Origin of the sequence: Arthrobacter rhizosphaerae (genome assembly GCF_023062595.1) — a bacterium.
In the GTDB taxonomy this organism is placed as follows: domain Bacteria; phylum Actinomycetota; class Actinomycetes; order Actinomycetales; family Micrococcaceae; genus Arthrobacter; species Arthrobacter rhizosphaerae.
Genome location: NZ_JALLAN010000016.1, coordinates 107262 through 127233 on the forward strand (window position 1 = coordinate 107262; position 19972 = coordinate 127233).

Annotated in this window: 20 protein-coding genes; 14 read left to right on the top strand and 6 right to left on the bottom strand. The window is 62.2% G+C overall.

The features are described 5' to 3' along the window. Positions 1-2: 2 nt before the first annotated feature. The 3 genes from MU551_RS19090 to MU551_RS19100 all read right to left on the bottom strand — a co-directional run bounded on the left by MU551_RS19090 (position 3) and on the right by MU551_RS19100 (position 3340). Positions 3-836, bottom strand: coding sequence for a hypothetical protein (locus MU551_RS19090; RefSeq protein WP_247048088.1), 834 nt, complete (start codon positions 834-836; stop codon positions 3-5). A 151-nt stretch (positions 837-987) separates the two neighbouring features. Continuing rightward, positions 988-2973: an acyl-CoA dehydrogenase family protein gene (locus tag MU551_RS19095; RefSeq protein ID WP_247048101.1), complete on the bottom strand. Its 1986-nt coding sequence runs from the start codon at positions 2971-2973 to the stop codon at positions 988-990. 64 nt (positions 2974-3037) lie between these two features. Next, a complete protein-coding gene (locus MU551_RS19100; protein WP_247048104.1) occupies positions 3038-3340 on the bottom strand; it encodes a hypothetical protein in 303 nt (100 codons plus the stop codon). A 308-nt stretch (positions 3341-3648) separates the two neighbouring features. On the opposite strand from MU551_RS19100, the gene MU551_RS19105 reads away from it, so the two are divergent. From MU551_RS19105 to MU551_RS19140, 8 genes are all read left to right on the top strand, one after another. Then, positions 3649-5121 (top strand): DUF3375 family protein, encoded by a 1473-nt coding sequence (locus tag MU551_RS19105; RefSeq protein ID WP_247048111.1) that lies wholly within the window; start codon positions 3649-3651, stop codon positions 5119-5121. A 2-nt stretch (positions 5122-5123) separates the two neighbouring features. After that, a complete protein-coding gene (locus MU551_RS19110) occupies positions 5124-5981 on the top strand; it encodes a DUF4194 domain-containing protein (RefSeq protein WP_247048119.1) in 858 nt (285 codons plus the stop codon). Continuing rightward, complete coding sequence (locus MU551_RS19115) at positions 5978-9487, top strand: ATP-binding protein (protein ID WP_247048122.1); 3510 nt, start codon at positions 5978-5980, stop codon at positions 9485-9487. The genes MU551_RS19110 and MU551_RS19115 overlap by 4 nt, the downstream gene beginning before the upstream one ends. A gap of 321 nt (positions 9488-9808) precedes the next feature. Beyond that, on the top strand, positions 9809-10909 hold the full coding sequence (locus MU551_RS19120) for an iron-siderophore ABC transporter substrate-binding protein (protein ID WP_247048129.1): 1101 nt from the start codon (positions 9809-9811) through the stop codon (positions 10907-10909). A gap of 5 nt (positions 10910-10914) precedes the next feature. Continuing rightward, the gene (locus MU551_RS19125) at positions 10915-12030 is read left to right on the top strand and encodes a FecCD family ABC transporter permease (RefSeq protein WP_247048135.1); all 1116 of its coding nucleotides are present in this window, start codon (positions 10915-10917) and stop codon (positions 12028-12030) included. After that, complete coding sequence (locus MU551_RS19130; RefSeq protein WP_247048136.1) at positions 12027-13142, top strand: FecCD family ABC transporter permease; 1116 nt, start codon at positions 12027-12029, stop codon at positions 13140-13142. The genes MU551_RS19125 and MU551_RS19130 overlap by 4 nt, the downstream gene beginning before the upstream one ends. 1 nt (position 13143) lies before the next feature. Further along, positions 13144-13983 carry an ABC transporter ATP-binding protein gene (locus MU551_RS19135; protein WP_247048137.1) on the top strand — a complete coding sequence of 280 codons (840 nt, stop codon included), beginning with the start codon at positions 13144-13146 and terminating at the stop codon, positions 13981-13983. Further along, entirely contained in the window at positions 13980-15047 is a 1068-nt protein-coding gene (locus MU551_RS19140) for a siderophore-interacting protein (protein WP_247048138.1), read from the top strand. Before MU551_RS19135 ends, MU551_RS19140 begins: the two co-directional genes overlap by 4 nt. Positions 15048-15143: 96 nt before the next feature. On the opposite strand, the gene MU551_RS19145 is transcribed toward MU551_RS19140, so the two are convergent. After that, positions 15144-15587 carry a transferase gene (locus MU551_RS19145; protein ID WP_247048139.1) on the bottom strand — a complete coding sequence of 148 codons (444 nt, stop codon included), beginning with the start codon at positions 15585-15587 and terminating at the stop codon, positions 15144-15146. A gap of 198 nt (positions 15588-15785) precedes the next feature. Between MU551_RS19145 and MU551_RS19150 the strand changes: the two genes are divergently transcribed. Next, a complete protein-coding gene (locus MU551_RS19150) occupies positions 15786-16640 on the top strand; it encodes an SGNH/GDSL hydrolase family protein (RefSeq protein ID WP_247048140.1) in 855 nt (284 codons plus the stop codon). Between the two features lie 42 nt (positions 16641-16682). Here the strand turns inward: MU551_RS19150 and MU551_RS19155 are convergent, their stop codons facing one another. Further along, positions 16683-16970 carry a YciI family protein gene (locus tag MU551_RS19155; protein ID WP_247048141.1) on the bottom strand — a complete coding sequence of 96 codons (288 nt, stop codon included), beginning with the start codon at positions 16968-16970 and terminating at the stop codon, positions 16683-16685. Between the two features lie 70 nt (positions 16971-17040). On the opposite strand from MU551_RS19155, the gene MU551_RS19160 reads away from it, so the two are divergent. The 5 genes from MU551_RS19160 (at position 17041) to rpsN (ending at position 19311) form a co-directional block, all read left to right on the top strand. Further along, complete coding sequence (locus MU551_RS19160) at positions 17041-17520, top strand: MarR family winged helix-turn-helix transcriptional regulator (protein ID WP_247048142.1); 480 nt, start codon at positions 17041-17043, stop codon at positions 17518-17520. Between the two features lie 59 nt (positions 17521-17579). After that, positions 17580-18341: an SGNH/GDSL hydrolase family protein gene (locus MU551_RS19165; RefSeq protein WP_247048143.1), complete on the top strand. Its 762-nt coding sequence runs from the start codon at positions 17580-17582 to the stop codon at positions 18339-18341. Between the two features lie 256 nt (positions 18342-18597). Then, a complete protein-coding gene (gene rpmB / locus MU551_RS19170; protein ID WP_011693744.1) occupies positions 18598-18834 on the top strand; it encodes a 50S ribosomal protein L28 in 237 nt (78 codons plus the stop codon). Next, positions 18834-19001 (top strand): 50S ribosomal protein L33, encoded by a 168-nt coding sequence (rpmG, locus tag MU551_RS19175; protein ID WP_013602737.1) that lies wholly within the window; start codon positions 18834-18836, stop codon positions 18999-19001. Before rpmB ends, rpmG begins: the two co-directional genes overlap by 1 nt. Before the next feature lie 4 nt (positions 19002-19005). Continuing rightward, complete coding sequence (rpsN, locus tag MU551_RS19180; RefSeq protein ID WP_247048144.1) at positions 19006-19311, top strand: 30S ribosomal protein S14; 306 nt, start codon at positions 19006-19008, stop codon at positions 19309-19311. Between the two features lie 423 nt (positions 19312-19734). Here rpsN and MU551_RS19185 read toward each other — a convergent pair. Beyond that, positions 19735-19972, bottom strand: a 238-nt coding sequence (locus MU551_RS19185) for a hypothetical protein (protein WP_247048145.1), incomplete at its 5' end; no start/stop codon positions are given.

Genomic DNA, 19972 nt, shown 5'->3' on the forward strand with positions numbered 1-19972 from the left:
ACCTAGCGGTCCTCGTGCGCCTCATCAGCTGGAGTAAACCCTGCCCTGTCCACCTTGCGGTGGAAGCGCATTCCCGCCATGCCGCCCAGAACCGCCGCAACCAGCGCAACCGCTGCCACAATCACGGCAGCAATAATGCCCGTGGTGGTCAGTTGGCCCTCATTCACCGGGATGCGGGGGAAGCTGTTCAGGTTCGCCAGAATGTTGAACTGCTCGCCGGCAATCATGCCCAGCAGTGCCACCAGTACCGCCACGATGACAGCCCAGAACCAGACCATCAGGCCCTGCTTAGCGCCGTTGAACCTGGCCATCCGTCCTGCCACATACCCGCCGGAGTAGTAGGAGAGGAAGAGCACCACCAAGAGCACGATGATTCCCACGACTCCCACCGTCTGGTCCGAGGCTGCCTGGTTGACGGCCTCGTTGACGTCCGTGTTGGTGGCCAATCCCACGGCGGTCCCTGCAGCGGCGACCAAGGCAGTGAGCAGGACAGCCATTCCTGTTGCCGTCAGCCATCCGAAGAAGGCGGAGCCGATTTTGATTCCGCCGAATGCTTCCTTCTCACGGGCCACCACAGTTTCCCGGGTCGCCAGGCCTGGATCGGTGGCGGGAACGGTCTGGTAACTTCTGGTCGCGTCGTATTCGTCTCCGGTGGAGGTGGCACCGGTGTAGCCGTAGTCTCCGCCTGGAGCATAGTCGCGGCGGGTGGTGTCGTGCACGGGTGTGTCGCTATAGTCGCGTCCGGCGTCGTCCCTGGGATCCACCGCGTTGGGAATGCCGTCTCTATCGCGGTCATGCCTGGACTGCTTGCCGTCGGGGCCGATTATGCTGCTCATCGGACATCCTCGCTTTCATTGGTCCAACCTGACCATTTTTTGGGCAGGCCACTGCAATGCAGAGACCATAGGTCTCACTTCCACCTAACCACGCTGTGGATAAAGTAGCAAGGATGCTTACTATTTTCTGCGTCGTCCCAAAATTGGACCGTCAGCGGTACTTACGGTGCAGATTCTCGCGCTCGGAGGCACCCGGTGTTGCGTCGGCGATCCACGGTCCGGTCCCTTCTGACTGGTCCAGCACTCCTGCTTCAAGCCATTCATAGTCACCGGCGAGGACGCGACGCGAAACTTCGTGGTCGCCGTCGTCCGTGTTCCGCCATAACTGGTCAAAATATTCGTCTACCCGGACCCTGGCCTGCTCACAAAAAGCCTCCGCCAACTCGTACGCAGAGCCGCCCCGTTCGGGCGTCGTCCTGAGAATCATTTCGGCACGGGAACAGCTTGCGGCCATGGCGAACAACTCGGCTCCGATGTCCACGATCCGGCCGAGGAAGGCCTGCTTGTGCTCCAGCTTGGCCTGCCAGCGTCCCATGCCGTAGAACGTCTGCCGAGCCAGCCTGCGGGAGGACCTTTCCACAAATCTCAGCTGCTTTGCCAGCCTGCCAAACTCCCCGTATGACCGCGGATCCATGCCCGCCCCGGCTACTAGCTTTGGCAGCCATTTCGCGTAGAAACCTGAAGCTCCGACGGCGGCCCTTGCCTTATCTGACAGGCTCGCTTCAGCGGACGCGAGGTCGCCGGCAGCTGCCAGGTGGGCATCCACTGCCTCGCGCGCGATCAGAAGCCGCATGATTTCGGAGGACCCTTCAAAGATCCTGTTAATACGGAGGTCTCGCAGCTGCTGTTCCGCCGCAACTGCACGCTCACCACGCGCCCGGAGTGAATCGGCTGTCTCGAAGCCACGCCCGCCCCTGATCTGAACCAGTTCATCGGCGATCCGGCAGCTTATTTCCGTGGACCAGAGTTTTGCCAGGGCCGCTTCAATCCTGACATCTTTCTGCCCTGAGTCAGCCAGCTCGGCGGACAGCTCAAACACGGCATCCAGGGCAAAGGCGGACGCTGCAATGAAGGCGATCTTCTTGCCAACTGCCTCGTGCTTTCCCACCGGGCGGCCCCACTGGGTCCGGGCATTGGACCATTCCCTGGCGATCTTCAGGCTCCACCGCCCCGACGCGACACACAGCGCCGGAATGGACAGACGCCCGGTATTCAGTGTGGTCAGTGCGATCTTCAGGCCCTGCCCCTCACGGCCCAATCGGTTGGCCGCCGGTACGCGGACCTGGTGGAACCGGGTAACGCCGTTTTCGATTCCACGCAGTCCCATGAAGGCGTTCCGGTTTTCCACGGTGATGCCTGGGGCATCCATCTCCACAACGAACGCGCTGATGCCGCCCTTGTGACTGGTGCCGTCGGCATCGGTGTGGGCAGGAACAACTGCCATCACAACTACCAGCTCGGCAATGACCCCGTTGGTGGTCCAGAGCTTCACGCCGTCCAGAATGTAGGACTCGCCGTCGTCTGAGGGAACGGCTGTGCTGCCCATCCGGGCGGGGTCGCTACCGACGTCGGGTTCTGTCAGGAGAAAAGCTGTGATGGCCCCCGCGGCGCATCGCGGCAGGTACTCGCGCTTTTGCTCTGGAGTGCCGAAGACCTTCACCGGCTCGGGCACGCCGATGGACTGGTGGGCGGAAAGCAACGCCCCGAGGCTGGGATGGACCGAACCCATCAATGCGAGAGCACGTCCATAGTAGACAAGGGACAATCCGAGCCCGCCGTACTCCCTTGGAATTTTCATACCGAAGACACCGAGTTCGGACAGGCCTGCGATGTACTCGTCGGGTATTTTTGCGTCCCGCTCAATGACGCGGCCGGACATTGTTTTGCAGTACTCGGTCAGCCGGGCCATAAACGCCTCGCCGCGTTCGACGTCGTCGGGCTTTGCCTCAGGCCAGGGATGGACCAGGTTGAGATCAAAGCTGCCCAGATACAGTCCTTTTGCGAAGCTGGGCCTGTCCCATTGGGTCTCGCGGGCGGCCTCGGTGATGGCACGAGCGTCCGCTGCCGTGGCCTCAGAGCCCATCTTGTCAGGTGCTACCGGGACATCCGTGGCCGGGCTGTCAGTGGCGGAGCTCATGGGGCATCTCCTCTAACCGGGGTGACCGGGTCGAGCCCTGGGTCCGCCGTGGGTGGAGAACCCTTCAGCTGTCCCTCAATGCTACCCGCGGGTAGCTTCCGGTGCTAGGGGACGGCTGGCCGGTGAGATCAGCCGGCAACTCCGAGGCTGCCGTGTGGTGGAGGACGCGGTCCCAAGCGTGATTGATTCCGTGGACCAATGCGAGCAGAGTTCCTGCGACTATGAACCAGGCCAGCCTGCCCACGCCCAGCAGAACCAAGGCCACGAAAGCCGCGGCTGCGATGAACAGCACAATCACCAAGGCAAATACCAAAGTTCCGACGAACACCATTGTCGCCGTCTCCACCGAACTGAGATCAAACTGCATGCTTCCCCCTGCATCATTGCTTTGGCTCATGTTTGTGGCATGAGCGTAAAGCCATACAATGCATGCCTGCCAGAGTCTGAACGCCGTGCCGCGGCTGTTGATACGGGATTGAAACCCTACTGGCTCGTAGATCACGAACGGGTTTCGGAAACCCCACCAGCAACACCGGTAACAGGGGCTTACCCGTCCGGAGGCAGGCTCTCCGCTCGCCTGGTTCTGGCCGTCCGCTCCGAAGGCCTGCGTTAACCTTGTACTTGGCAGTTTTCCGGTTTGCGCTGCCATAACCCCCACAGCTGAAGGAGAAACGCGTGCCCCGTTCCGCTCTGTCCTCGGCTGAAGCGATCAGTACCCGGCTGGCAGACTTGGAACTCCTCACCAAGGGGCCGGCCTGGGCATTGACGCGTTCTGCGCCGTGGGTGATCGCTGTGCTCCAAGCCTCCTTCACCCGCACCCGCCCGCAGCTTCCGCTGGAAGAGTTCCACGCCGACGTCGACGCCTTCCTTGAGCAGCTTCGTCGCCAGAATCCCGGTGGGGGTGAGCCGCCGGGTGCCCCCGCCGCCGGGGCACTTTCCGGAAAGAAGTATGCCGATGAATGGACGCGGAAAAATTTCCTGACACGCAGGAACCAGTCGGGGCAGATCGTCTACGAAGTCACCGAGTCGGCGGCACGTGTCCTCGCCTTCCTCGACAGCCTGTCCAGTGAGCGTTCCACTTTGAACGGCTCACGGCTGGGTACCCTCTTGGGCGACGTCGAAAAACTGGCCAACGAGACCAACCCCGACCAAAGCGCCCGGCTGGAATCCCTTGAAGACGAGATCCAGGAAAGGCAACAGCTCATCCAGGACATCAGTTCCGGAGAATTCGACGGCCTGCTGGATGACGACGACGCAGTCGAGGCCGCCGGAAACATCCTGGATCTCGCAGCCTCCCTGCCCGCCGACTACAAGAAGATGCGAGACCGGATCGAAGAGCTGGTGGGTGAGCTCCGGAACCAGATCATCGAGGAATCTCTGAGCAAGGGCGCCACCATGGCCCAGGTGCTGGAAGCGGACAAGCGGCTTCGGCAAAGCCCGGAAGGCCGCACCTTCCGTTCCTTCGCAGCCTTCCTGGAGGACCCGCAGCAGCAGTTGCGGTTCCGCTCCGCAATCGGTGAAGTGCTCAGCCGCCAGTTCGCAGACGACCTCAGCCACGAGGACAGGGAGACCCTGAAAAACCTGGTAGCCGAACTCCGGACGCAGCACAGCCAGATCCAGCGCATCTACGGCAAGCTCAGTGAGAGCCTGAACACCTATGTGCAAAGCGACGATTACCGCCAGTCGGTGCGGCTTCGGAAGGTGCTGCGGGAGGCTGAACAGGCCATCCGCTCCCTTCCCTATGAGCGTGACCGTCCCGGACTGATCCCGGGCCCTGCATTGTTCAACGCAGGCTTCGAATCCCTGGCCATGGTCAAACTGTTCGACCCGGACGAATTCGCGGTTCCGGCCAAGCTCGCAGACCCCATCGCGTTCAGCGACATTGACAGGGTGCGCTCACCGCGTACAGGCAAGGCCAAACCGGAGGCCATTCGGGCCGCCCTGGCCGGCGCTTACACGCTCTCCGAAGCCTGGAACCAGCTGCCGGCCGAGGAACGTCACATCAACTCCATCCGGGCCTTGCTCTCCCATGCGCTCCAGGACGGCGCAGCATTCGACCGCGAAGCCTGGGTCACCATCGAATTTGACCAGATAGACGGAACCACGCGAACGGCGTACCTGCCCGCGGTCACGCTCAAGAAGGACTGAAGATGACCGAACTTTCCGAAAGCACATCCTCACCAGAGACCTCATCGGCGGACACCTCTTCCCCAGACACATCTTCCGGGGCGGAGAGCGGGCCGGAGACAACGGGCGAACCACAGCACGTCCATGCCGATGCCTTCACGCTGACTCCCCGGGACACCTTCATCGACGGTGCCGCGCTGTTTCCGGGTGATACAGGCGTCCTCCCCATGAAGCTCCGGCAGGCACTGGTCAAGTTGTTGAAAGGCCCGTATATCGACGGCGGACGCGACGAGAAGCTCTGGACCACCCTCCTGGATAACCAGCTCATCCTGCGCAGCCGGCTGTCCGAGCTGTTCCTGACCCTGCAGCTTGACCATGAGCGAAAAATCGCCGTGGTCCGTCCCGTTGACCCGGAGGCCATCGGAGGCAGTTCGCGGTCCAGCATCCTCCGCCAGCAGCGTGCCCTTAGCCGGGTGGAAACCATTGTGTTGCTACGCCTGCGCCTCCTGCTCGACCGCCACATCACGGCCCAGACGGACCCCACCATCACACGGGAGGAAATTGCCGAGCTGGTGGCGCATTACCAGCCATCCGGCCAGCAGGACGCTCTGCGGGACTCCGACGTCGTCAACAGGGCTGTCAGCAAACTCCTGGCCCGCCAGCTCCTCCTCCCCACCGGCCTGGACGATGTCTACACCATCTCCAACGCCCTGCCGCTGGCCCTGCCCTTCGAAAACATAGGCGACATCCCGGCCCAGATAGAGGCCCTGGTAGCGGTAGCGGCAGACCCCGCAGGAACCGAACCGTTCCTAGAGCTCGACGATACTTCCGCTGGCGATGCGATAGGCGACCACACGGACGAAGCGGAGGAAGCCAAGTGAGCATCGCAACCATGCTCCCGATGGGCGAGCTGACGAATCCGGGCCAGATGCGCCTGGCCCTCGTGCAGGTGGTCAACTGGGGTACATTCCACGGGGCCCACTCCATCCATGTGGACCGCAACGGCACCCTGCTCACCGGGAACTCGGGAGTGGGCAAGTCCACGTTGTTCGATGCAATGTCCAGGGTCTTCGACGCCCGTCCCCGTTCCAATGAGGCTGCGGCCCAACGCGTCGGCGGAGCTGTGGAAGACAAGCGGACCACCTTCACGTACATGCGTGGGAAAGTTGGCGACAAGGCCGTGGGGGAGGGCTCCGCCAGTGCCTTCCAGCGCCCGGGTGCCATGTGGTCCGCTGTCGCTTTGACGTTCGATAACGCCGCAGGCAGCCGGGTAACCATCTCGGCCCTCTTTGATCTGCCAAAAAACGGAACCGAGTCCAGCGTTGGCCGGTTTTACCTGATCGACAGCAAACCCCTCGACATGGATGCCATTGACGGCGTCGCGGAGAAGCGCTTTACCAAGGCGTCCCTCGATGCGCTCTTCCCCGACGCGCAGGTATTCGATGTGCACAAGGCCTTCGCGGAGCGGTTCCGCCGGCTGCTGGGAATCAACTCGGATCAGGCACTTCCCCTCCTGCGCGTGATCCAGGCGGGCAAGGGGTTGGGCGGAAGCGTCAACAATTTCTTCCGGGACCAGGTGCTGGATGCGCCGGCAACGCTCGCCGCCGCTGACGACGTCGTCGAGGAATTCAGCAACCTCATGTCCATCCGGCAGCGCCTGGAAGACGTGCGCCAACAGCGGGACCAATTGGCTCCTGTACCTGCCCTGAACAAGGAATATGCCGAGTCCCTGCTGGAGGCCAACCGGCTGAGGGAACTGGCGGGTGAGGAGTTTGACGCCTACAAGCAGCAGCTGGCCGTCACCGTACACGAGCAAACACTCGCGCGTATCAAGGATCTGGCCCACGCGAAAGCCAAGGAACTCGGCGCTGAGCGTGGTATCAGGGATGGCCTGGCCAAGGAACTGCGCCACCTCGAGGCCGAATACAACAATCAGGGCGGCAACGCCATCTCCGCTATCGAGCAGTCGCTCGAGAACGCCCGCGTGGGGCTGAAATTGCGGGAGCAGGTAGAGGAAGCGGCCCGCAAAGCGCTTGCCGACGCCGGCCTGGACCTCGAGTGGACAGGCGCCGGATGGCAGCAGGCACACGCCCATGCTGCGGCGCGTTCAGAGGACCTTCACCAGAATTCGGAGTCGCTCAAAGAATTGCGCTTCGAAGCTTTCGACGGTCACGCCACCAAGAAACGGGAATTGGCGGCTGCACAACAGGAGCTCCTTTCGCTGAAGACGCGCAAGTCGCTGCTGCCGCCGTCGAGCATTGAAAACCGGGCGGCCATCGCAGCGGCAACGGGCGTGCCCGAGGATCAGATGCCCTTCGGCGGGGAGCTGATTGACCTCGCGGACGGCCAGGAACAGTGGAGGCCCGCCGCCGAGCGCGCGCTTCGGAACCTTGCTACGACGCTGCTCGTCCCGGGCGAGCATTTCCCCGCCGTAACGCGATACCTCAACGATCACACCGTCCGAGGCGCCCTTCGCGCAGTAGATGTGTCCAAGCCTGTGGCCGGCGGCGCATTGGCAGTTGAGAACGTAGCCGACGGCGACCTCCTGACAAAGCTGGAGATCCTCACCACCGGGGCTGTCGCTTCTGCCTCCTCCTCGTCACTGTCTGCCTTGTCCCAAGCGGCGGAATGGATCCGTGAGCGCATCGCCTTGGACTTCGCTTACCCCTGCGTCGAAAGCCCGGACGAGCTTGCCTCCCTGGAGAAGGGCCTGAGCCTGGGCGGAGTGGTGAAGCGCAACCGCCACACGATTGAAAAGGACGACCGCTTTACCGGCAGGCAGGACTACGTCCTGGGTTTCGACAACGCCTCAAAGCTCGAACTCGTGGCCGCCCAGGTGGCCGACCTGCAGCAGGAACTGGCGAAGGCAGCCGAACTGGCGCAAAGCCGCGAGGAGTCGCACCAGGGGATGACCCGCCAACTTGAGGCTCTGCGCCGGGTGGCCGAGGATCACCGGCCCTGGGAGCAGGTCTCTGCGGCTGTCGCCGCCGACGAACTCACCCGGATCGAACAACGGCTCAAGGACGCCCTGGCAGCGCAGAAAGACCTCGAACCCCTGCGGGCCAATATCGAGACGGCCCGTCAAAAACACCAGAGCAGCACCGAATCCGCGGCTGTCCTCCAGAGCGAGTACAAGGCACTGGACCAGCAGCTCACAGCGGCTGATTCGCTGCTGGAAGCCGCGCGGACCCGCCTGAACCAGGGGCCGCCGTCGAACTCCACGGTCTCGGCGCTGGAACCGTACTTCACTGGCTTCGGAGATGTGCTGGAGATGCACGAACTGGACAACCTCGCCAACCAAGTGCGGACCCGCCTGCTGGGCGAGTTGCACGCGGCTGAGTCCAAGGCGCAGGCAACGGCCGAACGCCTGACCCGGATCTTTGAGGGGTTCGTCCGCGAGTGGGGCACGGCGATTTCAGCGGATTACGGCACCTCCATTGGAGCGGCTGGCGAGTTCGAGTCCCGCTACCACGCCATTGTCAGTGACGGGTTGCCCGCCCAGGAAGCCGAGTTCCGGGCGTTCTTCAACCAGCGCACGCACGAGTCCTTCAGTACTCTGCTGCACCTGCTCGATGAGGAACGGCGCTCCGTCACCAGCCGGATCCTTCCCCTCAACGGAATCCTCTCCGAGGTCAACTTCCATGAGGGAAGCTTCCTGCAGCTGGACATCAAGCAGACCCTGCCGCCCACAGCGAAGCAGTTCAAGGACGCCATCCACAGCGCTCTGAAAACCCGGCATTCGCGGCCGGCGAAAGCACAGGCTGCCGGCACAGAAGGGTCCGACGACTCCGAGCTCACCGCCCGCTACAAGTCCCTGGAAACGCTCGTGAAGCGTCTGGGCTCGCAAACCCCAGAGGATCGGCGGTGGCGTGCTGAGGTCCTCGACGTCCGCGGACACCTGTTCATCCAGTGCAAGGAGCACCGGGAAGTATCATCCGTTGAGCCCGGGAAGTCCGGGGCTTCCGCGGCTGCCGGGACTAAAACAGAAGTCTTTATGCATGCTGATACAGGCTCAATGTCAGGCGGTGAGCGTCAGCGGTTCACGGCCTTCATCATGGCCGCCGCCTTGAGTTACCAGTTGGGCATCGCAGAGCAGGGCTTCACTACATATGGCACGGTCATGATGGATGAGGCCTTCGTTCTGGCTTCGGAGGAGTTTGCGGGCGCCGGGATCAAGGCGCTGCACGAGTTCGGTTTCCAGTTGCTGCTGGCCGCTCCGGAGAACGTCATTGACCTTTCCCGCCACCTTGGTTCCGTTACGGAAATCCTGAGGGACAAGCGGACCAACCGCTCCGGGGTGCTGACGGAACCCGTGATCAAACCCGGACCCGACACCTTGGGCAAGTGGCGTTCTGAGGCTAACCCGGTGGATATTGTCCTCCGCTGACCGCCCCCATCAGGACGCTCCCTCACGTTTCGCGGGTTTTTGGCGGACCCTCCCTCACGTTTCGCGGGTTTTGTCGGACGCTCCCTCACGTTTCGTCGCCTCTTACCCGACCCTCCTTCACTTCATGTGAGGGAGGGTTTCTGTTTTGGGGTCAGCATGTGAGGGAGGGTTGGCGTTATGGGGTCGGGATGTGAGGGAGGGTTGGCGTGGTCATTAGGTGACCTTCCTCACAAGCTGGAATTAGGTTACGCTTGCCTTTCTTAATAGGCCGGAGGATAGGCTAGCCTTACTTGGGTTCGCATCATTCACCTAAGGAGTTCCGTGGCTTCCCCCGTTTTCCCCACCCCGGCCGCAGTCGCCACCCGTCGTGCCGTCTTGAAGACCGCAGGCAAGGCGACCGCCGTTCTGGCCGCCGCCGCACTGACCCTCACCGCCTGCTCTACAGGACCGGTCAGTTCCGCAGATGCCGGAGCCAGCGCCCAAGCCGCAAGCTCCCAGTTTCCGGTAACAATCAAGAATGTTTTTGGTGAGACAACCATCAAGGAACAGCCCAAGCGTGTTGTCACTATCTCCTGGGTCAACGACGACGTCGCCATCGCCCTCGGTGTAGTTCCGGTTGGCGTTCCGAAGAACGACTGGGGCGGAAACGACAAGGCTTCCACCTCCTGGAAGGACGCCGCCCTCGAGAAGCTCGGCGCTGGCTTCGGTACTGACAAGGCACCGGTCCAGTTCTCCGAGACCGACGGCATCAACTTCACCGAGATCGCCAAGCTCAACCCGGACGTCATCCTGGGCGCCTACTCCGGCTTGACGGAAGAGGACTACAAGAAGCTCAGCGAGATCGCGCCCGTCGTGGCCCAGCCGGAGCTGGCCTACGGCACGTCCTGGCAGGATTCCACCACCATCATCGGCAAGGCCCTGGGCAAAGAAGCCGAGGCGACCAAGCTGGTTTCGGACACGGAAGCCACCATCAAGGAAAAGGTCTCCAAGTACCCGCAGCTTGAAGGCAAGACCTACATCTACGGCAACCTGGAACCAGCCAAGAGCGACGGCGTGAACGTCTACACGGCCAACGACAACCGGCCGCGGTTCCTCAGCTCCCTCGGCATGAAGCTCGCTCCGGTTGTGGAGGACAAGTCCAAGGGTTCCAAGGAGTTCTTCCTCGCCTGGTCGGCAGAGAAGGCCAATGAACTGGACTCCGATATCTTCGTGACCTGGGTTCCGGACGCAGCCACCACTGATTCCATCAAGGCTGACCCGCTTCTCGGCCAGATTCCGGCCATCAAGAAGGGCGCCTTGGTTGCGGATCCGGACAACACCCTGACGCTGGCCATCTCGGCATCCTCGCCCCTGAGCCTGCCGTGGTCACTGGACGCATTCTTGCCGCAGCTTGGCAAGGCAGCCGACGCCGCAGCTAAGTAACACCCATGACAACGACGACGGCGGCCAACAGTACGCGCCCAGGTTCAGCTTCCGCCGAACCCACCTTGCGCGAAGAGGCAGCCAATGCCGCCAAATTACCCGCAAAAGGGCATCAGCTGCCGGTCCGCGGTGGTTCCAGGACCGCCTGGCTGTTGGCCGCCGTCGTCGTTCTTATCCTTATCAGCGCTGCGTCTCTGGCGATCGGTGCCAGAGACGTTTCCCTGCAGACCGTTTGGCAGGCGCTGACCGGTTTTGATCCTGCCAACGGTGACCACGCCGTTGTGCATGCACGTCTCCCGCGGACCGTATTGGGCCTTGTGGTGGGCGCCGCGCTCGGGCTCGCAGGGGCCGCCATGCAGGGTGTGGCCCGCAACCCCCTCGCGGATCCAGGCATCATGGGCGTCAATGCGGGCGCTGCTCTCGCCGTCGTCACCGGCATCTACCTGTTCGGAATTTCGTCACTGACCGGCTACATCTGGTTCGCGTTTTTCGGCGCGGCCACTGCCGCCACCGTGGTTTATCTGGTTGCGTCGCTGGGCAGGGACGGCGCGACGCCGGTAAAGCTCGCCTTGGCGGGTGCTGCCCTGAGCGCGGGCCTCTTTTCCCTGATGAACGTAATCCTTGTTTCCAGCCAGGACACGCTTGACCGATTCCGGTTCTGGCAGGTTGGCGGCATCGCCGGGCGTGAATGGTCAGTGGTGCTTCCCGGACTTCCCTTCCTGGTGATCGGGGCCGTCATAGTCCTGGGCACGGGAAGGATTCTGAACAGCCTGGCGCTTGGCGACGACACGGCGCGCGGGCTGGGCCAGAACGTCAGCCTGGTTCGGGCAATAACCGCAGTCGGGATTGTGCTGCTGTGCGGCTCCGCCACTGCCTTGGCCGGACCGATCGGGTTCGTTGGCCTGGTCATTCCGCACGCCGTGCGTTTCCTCACCGGTCCTGACTACCGATGGATACTGCCGTTCTCCCTCGTCCTTGCCCCGGTCCTGCTGCTGGCGGCTGACATTATCGGCCGCGTCGTGCTGCTTCCGGGCGAAGTTCCGGCAGGCATCATGACAGCCCTCGTGGGTGCGCCGGTGTTCGTCTGGCTGGTTCGGCGCGGAAAGGGGGCAGGACTATGACCACGGTAAAGACTGAACGCGACGCCGAGATGGCACTTCGCGGCAGTGGCGGGCGCCAACATTGGGGTTTTCTGCCACATCGGCGCACCGTCAACCGCACCGCGATCCTCTCCGCCGCCGTCGTGCTTCTCTTTGCCGCCAGTATCCTGCTGGGAAGCTACACCATCACGATTCCGGACTTCTTCAAGATCCTCGTGTCCCACCTCACCGACGGACCCAAGATCCCCGGCGCGAGCTTCATCGTCATGGAAAACAAACTGCCCCGGGCGGTAATCGGGACCATGATCGGAGCTGCCTTCGGCCTCGCGGGAGGGCTGTTCCAGACCATGCTTCGCAACCCCCTCGCCAGCCCTGATGTCATCGGCATCAGCTACGGCGCCAGCGCGGCGGCCGTGACGGCAATCGTCGTGTTCGGAGCAACGGGAGCAGCAATCTCGGGTGCGGCTTTTGCCGGCGCTCTTGGCGTCGCTGCCTTGATCTACGCCATTTCCCGCAGCGGCTCACTCGGCTCAGGCGGCGGACGTGGGGGCAACGCGGCAGGTAACCGCCTGATCCTGGCCGGCGTCGGTATTGCAGCCGCCCTGCATGCTGTGGTGAGTTTCCTGATGACCAGAACAGATATCCGCACCGCCGCGGATACCCTCGTATGGCTCAACGGGTCGCTGAACTCCGCCACGTGGGACCGCGCCGGAGTTCTGGCGCTGACCCTTGTTGTCCTTTTGCCGGCTGTCGCTGTGCTGGCCGGGCCCCTGCGCATCCTTGAACTTGGTGACGACGCCGCCGCCGCCCTGGGTATCCGGGTCGGAATGACCCGCCTGGCGGTTGTCCTCACTGCCGTGGCACTCGCTGCGGTGGCGACGGCGGCTGCCGGCCCCGTCGCGTTCGTCGCCTTCCTCGCCGGTCCCATCGCCCGCCGTTTCACCCGGAAGGCGAGTTTGCCGGCGTCGGCGTTGGTAGGCGTGCTCATCGTTCTTGCGGCAGATTACTTTGCTGCGAATATCGCGCCTCTGCTGCTCGATGGCACCGTATTGCCGGTCGGCGTGGTCACAGGCGCCCTCGGTGCCCCGTTCCTGCTGTGGCTCCTGGTCACTTCCAACCGAAAGGATGCCTGATATGGCAGTTCTGAACGCCAAGGACCTGACGCTCAGGTACGAACAGCGCACTGTCATCGAACAGCTGTCCGCAGAGATTCCGGAAGGCAAGGTGACCATGATTGTCGGCGCCAATGCCTGTGGGAAATCCACCCTGCTGCGCGGACTATCCCGCCTGCTCAAGCCTGCGGCCGGAACCGTGACGCTGGACGGTAAGGACATTCACTCCAGGCCTGCACGGGAGGTGGCCCGGACGCTCGGCCTGCTCCCGCAGCACCCTACCGCACCTGACGGAATCACCGTCCGCGACCTTGTGGGCCGTGGACGATACCCTCATCAGGGCTTTTTCCGCAGCTGGAGCCCTGAAGATGATCTTGCCGTGCAGACCGCGCTGGATGCCACCGAGACCATGGAACTTGCCGATCGGAACGTGGACGAACTCTCCGGCGGCCAGCGCCAGCGCGTGTGGATCGCCATGGCCTTGGCCCAGGAGACGGACGTGCTGCTCCTGGACGAGCCCACCACGTACCTGGACCTGGCGCACCAGGTTGAAGTGCTGGATCTCGTGACGGATCTGAACCGCAAAAACGGGACCACGGTGGCCATGGTCCTGCACGATCTCAACCTTGCTGCCCGATATGCGGATCACGTTATTGCCCTGAAGGCGGGAAGCATCGTGGCAGAGGGTCCTGCGCTTCAAGTAGTCACGGAACAGCTGGTCCGGGAGGTCTTCGGACTCGAATCCCGCGTGGTCCCCGATCCCATTTCAGGGACTCCTCTGATCATCCCGATCGGGCGACATCACGCGGAGGACACCACCGCCCCAAAAGTGCCAAGCAAAAACCTGGAGTTGGTCTCATGAGCACAGCAAGTAACGTCCCGGCAGGCACCGTCAAGAACCAGTTCGCCACTGAACCCATGACCTTGGCGTTCGACGTCACCGTCAGCGCGGTCCAGGAGCTGAGCCCTAACTTCCGGCGGGTCACCTTCGGCGGGTACTCGCTGCGGGACTTCGGTGTGCACGGAGGAACCCTCGATCTGCGCATCAAGCTCATGATTCCGTCGCTGGCAGCAGACGGCACCTACCTGCCCCTGCCCGTTTTCGAGATGGAACAGGCCGGTTGGTACCAGGAGTGGCTGGCAATGGACCCGGCCATCCGCGGATCAATGCGTACCTACACGGTCAGGTACGAACGCCTTGACGGGGTCTACCCGGAGATCGACGTCGATTTCGTGATGCACTTCGACTCAAAGGGCGACGGCGGCCCGGCGGCCAACTGGGCGCTGAACGCCAAACCCGGCGACGCCATCACCATCATCGGGCCCAACAACCGCGCAGCCCATTGCGTCACTGCAGAAATCTACTCGGGAATCGAATGGCGGCCGGGTCTGGCCCAGCGGATCCTGCTGGCCGGGGACGAGACGGCAGTGCCTGCAATCAGCGCCATCCTGGAAAGCCTGCCAGCTGACATGACCGGCCATGCCTTCCTTGAGGTCCCCGAAGCGGGCGACTTCCTGGACATCAAGACGGCTGCCGACGTCGAAATCACCTGGCTGGCGAGGGGCGCCTCCATCGGTCGCTCCCGCCCGCACGGGCAACTCCTCACGGAAGCGGTTAAGTCTGCCGTCCCCGTGCCGGGCTGGGTGGGCATCAGGACGCCGGATGGTGCTGCAGGGCCCGAACCCGAGGACGTCGACGTGGACCAGAACATCCTGTGGGAAACTCCAACGCGGATGGACACAGCCGCGATCGGGGCAACAAAGAACCCGGGAATGCCCGCAGGTGCCATGCCGTTCTATGCATGGATCGCCGGGGAGGCCGGCGTGATCAAGGATTTGCGCCGCTACCTGGTGCGCGACGTCGGCATCGACCGGAAGCAGGTCGCGTTTATGGGGTACTGGCGGCAGGGAAAAGCGGAACTCTAACCGTGCTGTGCGCCTCGGACACGAGTCGCACAGTAGTGTTTCCGCCGAGCCTCCGTGGGCCGGGATCCCGGCCCACCACTTGTGGAGGCAGTTCGATCAGGCTGCCATCCTCGATTGATGATGACGCGCCCGCGACCGGCGGGCTTTGTGGGGCTTGGCGGCAACGGCGACAAGACCGCCGTCGGGAATCCTGCTGTCCCCGTCAAGCGTTGTCCCGTGGCCCAGCTGGGCTCCGGCGCCGATCCGTGAGTGGCTGCCGATGCGGACCCTGTTGCCCACAATCGTTCCCTCGCCCACGTAGACGCCGTCTCCAATGAGGGCCAGGTCGCCAATCTTCGCCCGGCGGTCGATCCAGCTGCCATCACCGATCCGGCAACCCGAACCGACGCATGCCCCTGCTTCGATATATGTAGTTGAACCGATGAAGGAACTCTCTTCCACTTCGGCGCCAGGCCCGATCAGCCCACCGCCGTTAGGGTGCCGGCGGTACCTGGTGACCTTGCCGGCGTCGTCCTCAACTGATTCGATTTTCTTGCTCATTCCATTCCTATCTAGTGCGCACACCGCACCCAAGGAAATTAACGTTTTCAGGGCCTAATTGATTCCATAGCCTGAACGATTCCGGACCTTCTGCGCTCTGCCGTCTGCGCGCAGATGTCGTCCGGGGTTAACGCCATCGTTGCCTGCCGGCCGCTTCCCCGCCGACTGTTCGTTGCATGGGCAAACTAGGTTTCTGGGGTGGCTGTCGACCCATCCCCAGAGCATGCTCTTCCGGGCAAGGACGGACGACGGCGTTTTGTCGCCTTGGGCGATTCCTTCACGGAAGGCGTCGGGGACTGGAACCGGAACCTGCCTAACGGCGTGAGGGGCTGGGCAGACCGGGTGGCGGAAAAGCTGGCGAAGGCGGAGCCGGGGTGGGAGTACGCAAACCTGGCCGTAAGGAGCAAGCGCCTGCGGCATGTCATTGACGAGCAATTGGAGCCTGCGCTGACCCTCAGGCCCACGCTGGTCACGCTCTATGCCGGCGGAAACGACATCCTGGATTTCGGAACAGACATCGACGCCCTGATGGAGGACTACGAGTTTCTGGTGGCCAGGCTCGCGGGCACGGGTGCCACCCTGCTGCTTTTCACCGGGTTCGACGTCAAAGTCTCGGCCGTTCTCGAACCGCTGAAGAAACGCAACAGGGTCTACAACCAGCGCGTCAGGGAACTGGCTGACAAATACGGGGCCATCCTGGTGGACTACTGGTGTTTCGACGCCTTCCACGACCGGCGCATGTGGTCCTCCGACAGGCTCCACATGTCCAAAGCAGGGCACAAATACCTGGCCGCCCGGGTGCTGGATCATCTGGGCGTTCCCCACAAGATCAGTCCCAAAGACTGGGATCCTCCGGTGAAACTGACCCTAAAAGAGTGGGAGCGGCTGCAACGGCGCTGGGTCCACGACTGGGTGATTCCCCTCCTGGGCCGCAAACTCAGGGGAGTGACCCTGGGAGATCAGCTGGGACCGCGTTGGCCTGTACCCGTCAAGGTCCCCGCTAAGGGCGGGCTGAAACGGCTCGCTGAACAGGCTGACGAGACGGCTCAGTAAGGAGCCGTAAGGCCGGGCGTGGCGCGACAGGGAGTAGTCCTGTCAGTTGTCCAGCAGATTATCGAATCCGGGTGCCACCCTGTTGGCGTGGAACTCCATCACCTCAAACTCAGCTACGCCGTTGACGTAGAAGGGATCCTTGGCCAGGGACGCATCCAGGCTGTCCCGGTCGGCAGTAGACAGGAGCAGCCCGCCGGTGCGCGGAATCTTCCGACCTGCGGCGATGAACACACCCTCATCGAAGGCGTCCTGCAACCAGGAAACATGGTCCGCCAGGTGGTAATCCACGATGTCCATGGGCACCTTGTAGCTCAGGGAAATAACGTACATGCGAACAGCCTACCGACGCAGCGCCGAGGGGACTTGAACCGTCAAGCATTTTTCCTCTTAAGATGTACGTATGAGCGAACCACGATGGCTGAATGCAGACGAACGCCGCGCGTGGCTTGCCCTCATGAGCATCAACACCCTGCTCCCGGCTGCTCTGGACTCGCAACTTCACAGCGCGGGCAAATTGTCCTTGTTCGATTACCACGTCCTGGCGATGCTCTCTGAGACCGAGTCCCGATTCCTCCCCATGAGTGAGCTCGCTGCACGGACCAGTGCATCCCTGTCCAGGCTTTCGCACGTTGTTACCAAGCTGCAAAGCAGGGGCTGGGTGGAGCGCCGCCCGCACCCCGGGGACGCCAGAGTCACCACCGCTCACCTCACCGACGCCGGGATGGACACCATCGTGGGCCTGGCGCCCGGGCATGTGGAATCGGTCCGCGCCCTGTTCCTGGACGCGCTCAGCGACGAAGATGTTGCGGAGCTCGCCCGGATCGGTGAAAAGATTGTGTCCCGCCTGGACGATGATCATTGGATTTTGCGGGAAGGCTGAACGAATCCGGCGTTGCGGCCCCTTTTGTTGCTCCCAGCAACTGATGGCAGACTGTCGCTATGGATTTTTCTTCCCGGTACGTGGCTTTGGGGGATTCCTTCACGGAAGGCGTGGGCGATGACGATCCCGGCCGCCCAAACGGGGTCAGGGGTTGGGCAGACCGCGTAGCGGAACAACTCGGCGCCGCGGACCCTTCGTTTGGCTACGCCAACCTCGCGATCCGCGGCAGGAAGCTGCGCCGGATCCTCGCCGAACAGGTGGATGCCGCCGTCGAACTTAAACCCACGCTGGTGACCATCTACGCCGGAGCCAACGACATCCTGCGCCCGAAGGTTGATATCGATGGACTCCTTGAGGAGTACGACGCCGGTATCCGTAAGTTGAGTGCCACGGGTGCCACTGTGGTGATGTTCACCGGGTTTGACTCCCGTGGCTCCAAGATCTTCAGCACCACCCGCGGACGAACGGCTATCTATAACGAGCTCGTGCGGGGTATCGCCGGTGATCATGGCGCACTGCTGGTCGATTACTGGCGCTTCAGCGAATACTACGACTGGGGCATGTGGGCGCAGGACCGGATGCATATGTCGGCCGCCGGGCACGCGAACATGGCGAAACGGGTGCTGACTGTCCTGGAACATGATCACTCCATTGAGGTCCCTCCCATGACCCCGGTTCAGGAAATGAGCCGTGCCGAGGCGCTGCGTGCAAATGCGCGATGGGTCCGCGAGTTTGCCGGCCCTTGGGTCATGCGCCGGGTAACAGGAAAATCATCCGGTGACGGCCTCAATCCGCGGTATCCGGAGCTGACGCGCCTCTAGCCGTAGGCAGAGTGCTTATACACCCTGAGAGGGCGGATTGGTCTTTAGTTGCCTTAACTCGTAGACTTGGTAGGCGCTAAGTGCGCGGAGCGTGCGCAATTGCTCCGGTGGCCCGGTAATTTTCTCCAGGGTAGCCGGTAGTTAGGGGCTCAAGTTGCGTGACTAACCGTTCACCCTGATCACTTTGGGTCGCACTTACACGCATGGTCCTGCAGCAGATATGCGGATCATTACTTTCAATTCTTGAGGAGAAGTCATGGCAGCACACTGCCAAGTGACCGGAGCCGAGCCGGGCTTTGGGCACAGCATTTCGCACTCGCACCGTCGCAACAAGCGTCGGTTCGATCCGAACATTCAGAAGAAGCGCTACTGGGTTCCGTCCCTGCGCCGTAATGTCACCCTGCAGGTCTCTGCACGTGGCATCAAGACCATCGACGTTCGCGGCATCGACGTAGTCGTCGCCGCCATCCTGGCACGAGGAGTAAAGCTCTAATGGCAAAGGATAAGGACGTACGTCCCATCATCAAGCTCAAGTCGACCGCTGGCACGGGTTACACCTACGTCACGCGCAAGAACCGTCGTAACGACCCGGACCGCATGGTCCTGAAGAAGTACGACCCCAAAATCCGCCAGCACGTCGAATTCCGAGAGGAGCGCTAAACATATGGCTAAGAAATCCAAGATTGCTCGTAACGAGCAGCGCAAGGTCATCGTTGAGCGTTATGCCGAAAAGCGCCTCGCACTGAAGAAGACGCTGGTTGACCCCAACGCTACTGACGAAGCACGCGAAGAAGCACGCCTCGGCCTGCAGAAACTGCCCCGCAACGCGTCCCCGATCCGTCTGCGTAACCGCGACATCATCGACGGCCGTCCCCGCGGTACCTTCCAGAAGTTCGGTATCTCCCGTGTTCGCTTCCGCGACATGGCTCACCGCGGTGAGCTCCCGGGCATCACCAAGTCCTCCTGGTAATCCAGCACTGCTGATTCCAGCTGCTTGAGAAGGGCCGGCAACCATATGGTTGCCGGCCCTTCTTTTCGTTAACGCCACCTCTGCTGCCCAACTGAGTAGCAGTTGTTGTTGTTTTGAGGGCTCAGAACGGCGCCTACTGCTACTCAGTTTGGGATGGGGCCCGGGTGACGCACCACACATAACTGAAGTACGACGGCGCGTGGCTCAGTGAGGCCCCTTGTGGACCCTTTTACCCCGGAATGGCGGGGTTTCGAAGGGGGCCACGGGTGGGTTTGCGGTGGCGCCGTTGTGGGTGTATTGTTTTCTAAGTCGCCGAGAGGGGGCCAGCGAAGAGCTGGTGACCGGAGAGCGGCCAAACCCCAATTCAAGACCAGATTCTGGTAGAGCTTTCGAGTGCTGCCAATCGGGTCCGGGGACGTGTTTTCAACCGGTGCGGTCCTGAAAGATGGATTTGCACAGGAGCTGGAAACCGGGTAAGTTTGAAAAGTTGCTCCGGAGCGATCTACGGCTGTGAAATGTTGTGGTGGTGCCGGGTGTGTCTGTTGTTTGAGAACTCAATAGTGTGCCAAGTTTGTTGATACCAATTGTTTTATTGATTGGTTGTTTTGGCCAGGCCTGTCCACCCCGTGGATTGGGTTTGGTTTTTACAGCTGGTTTCAAA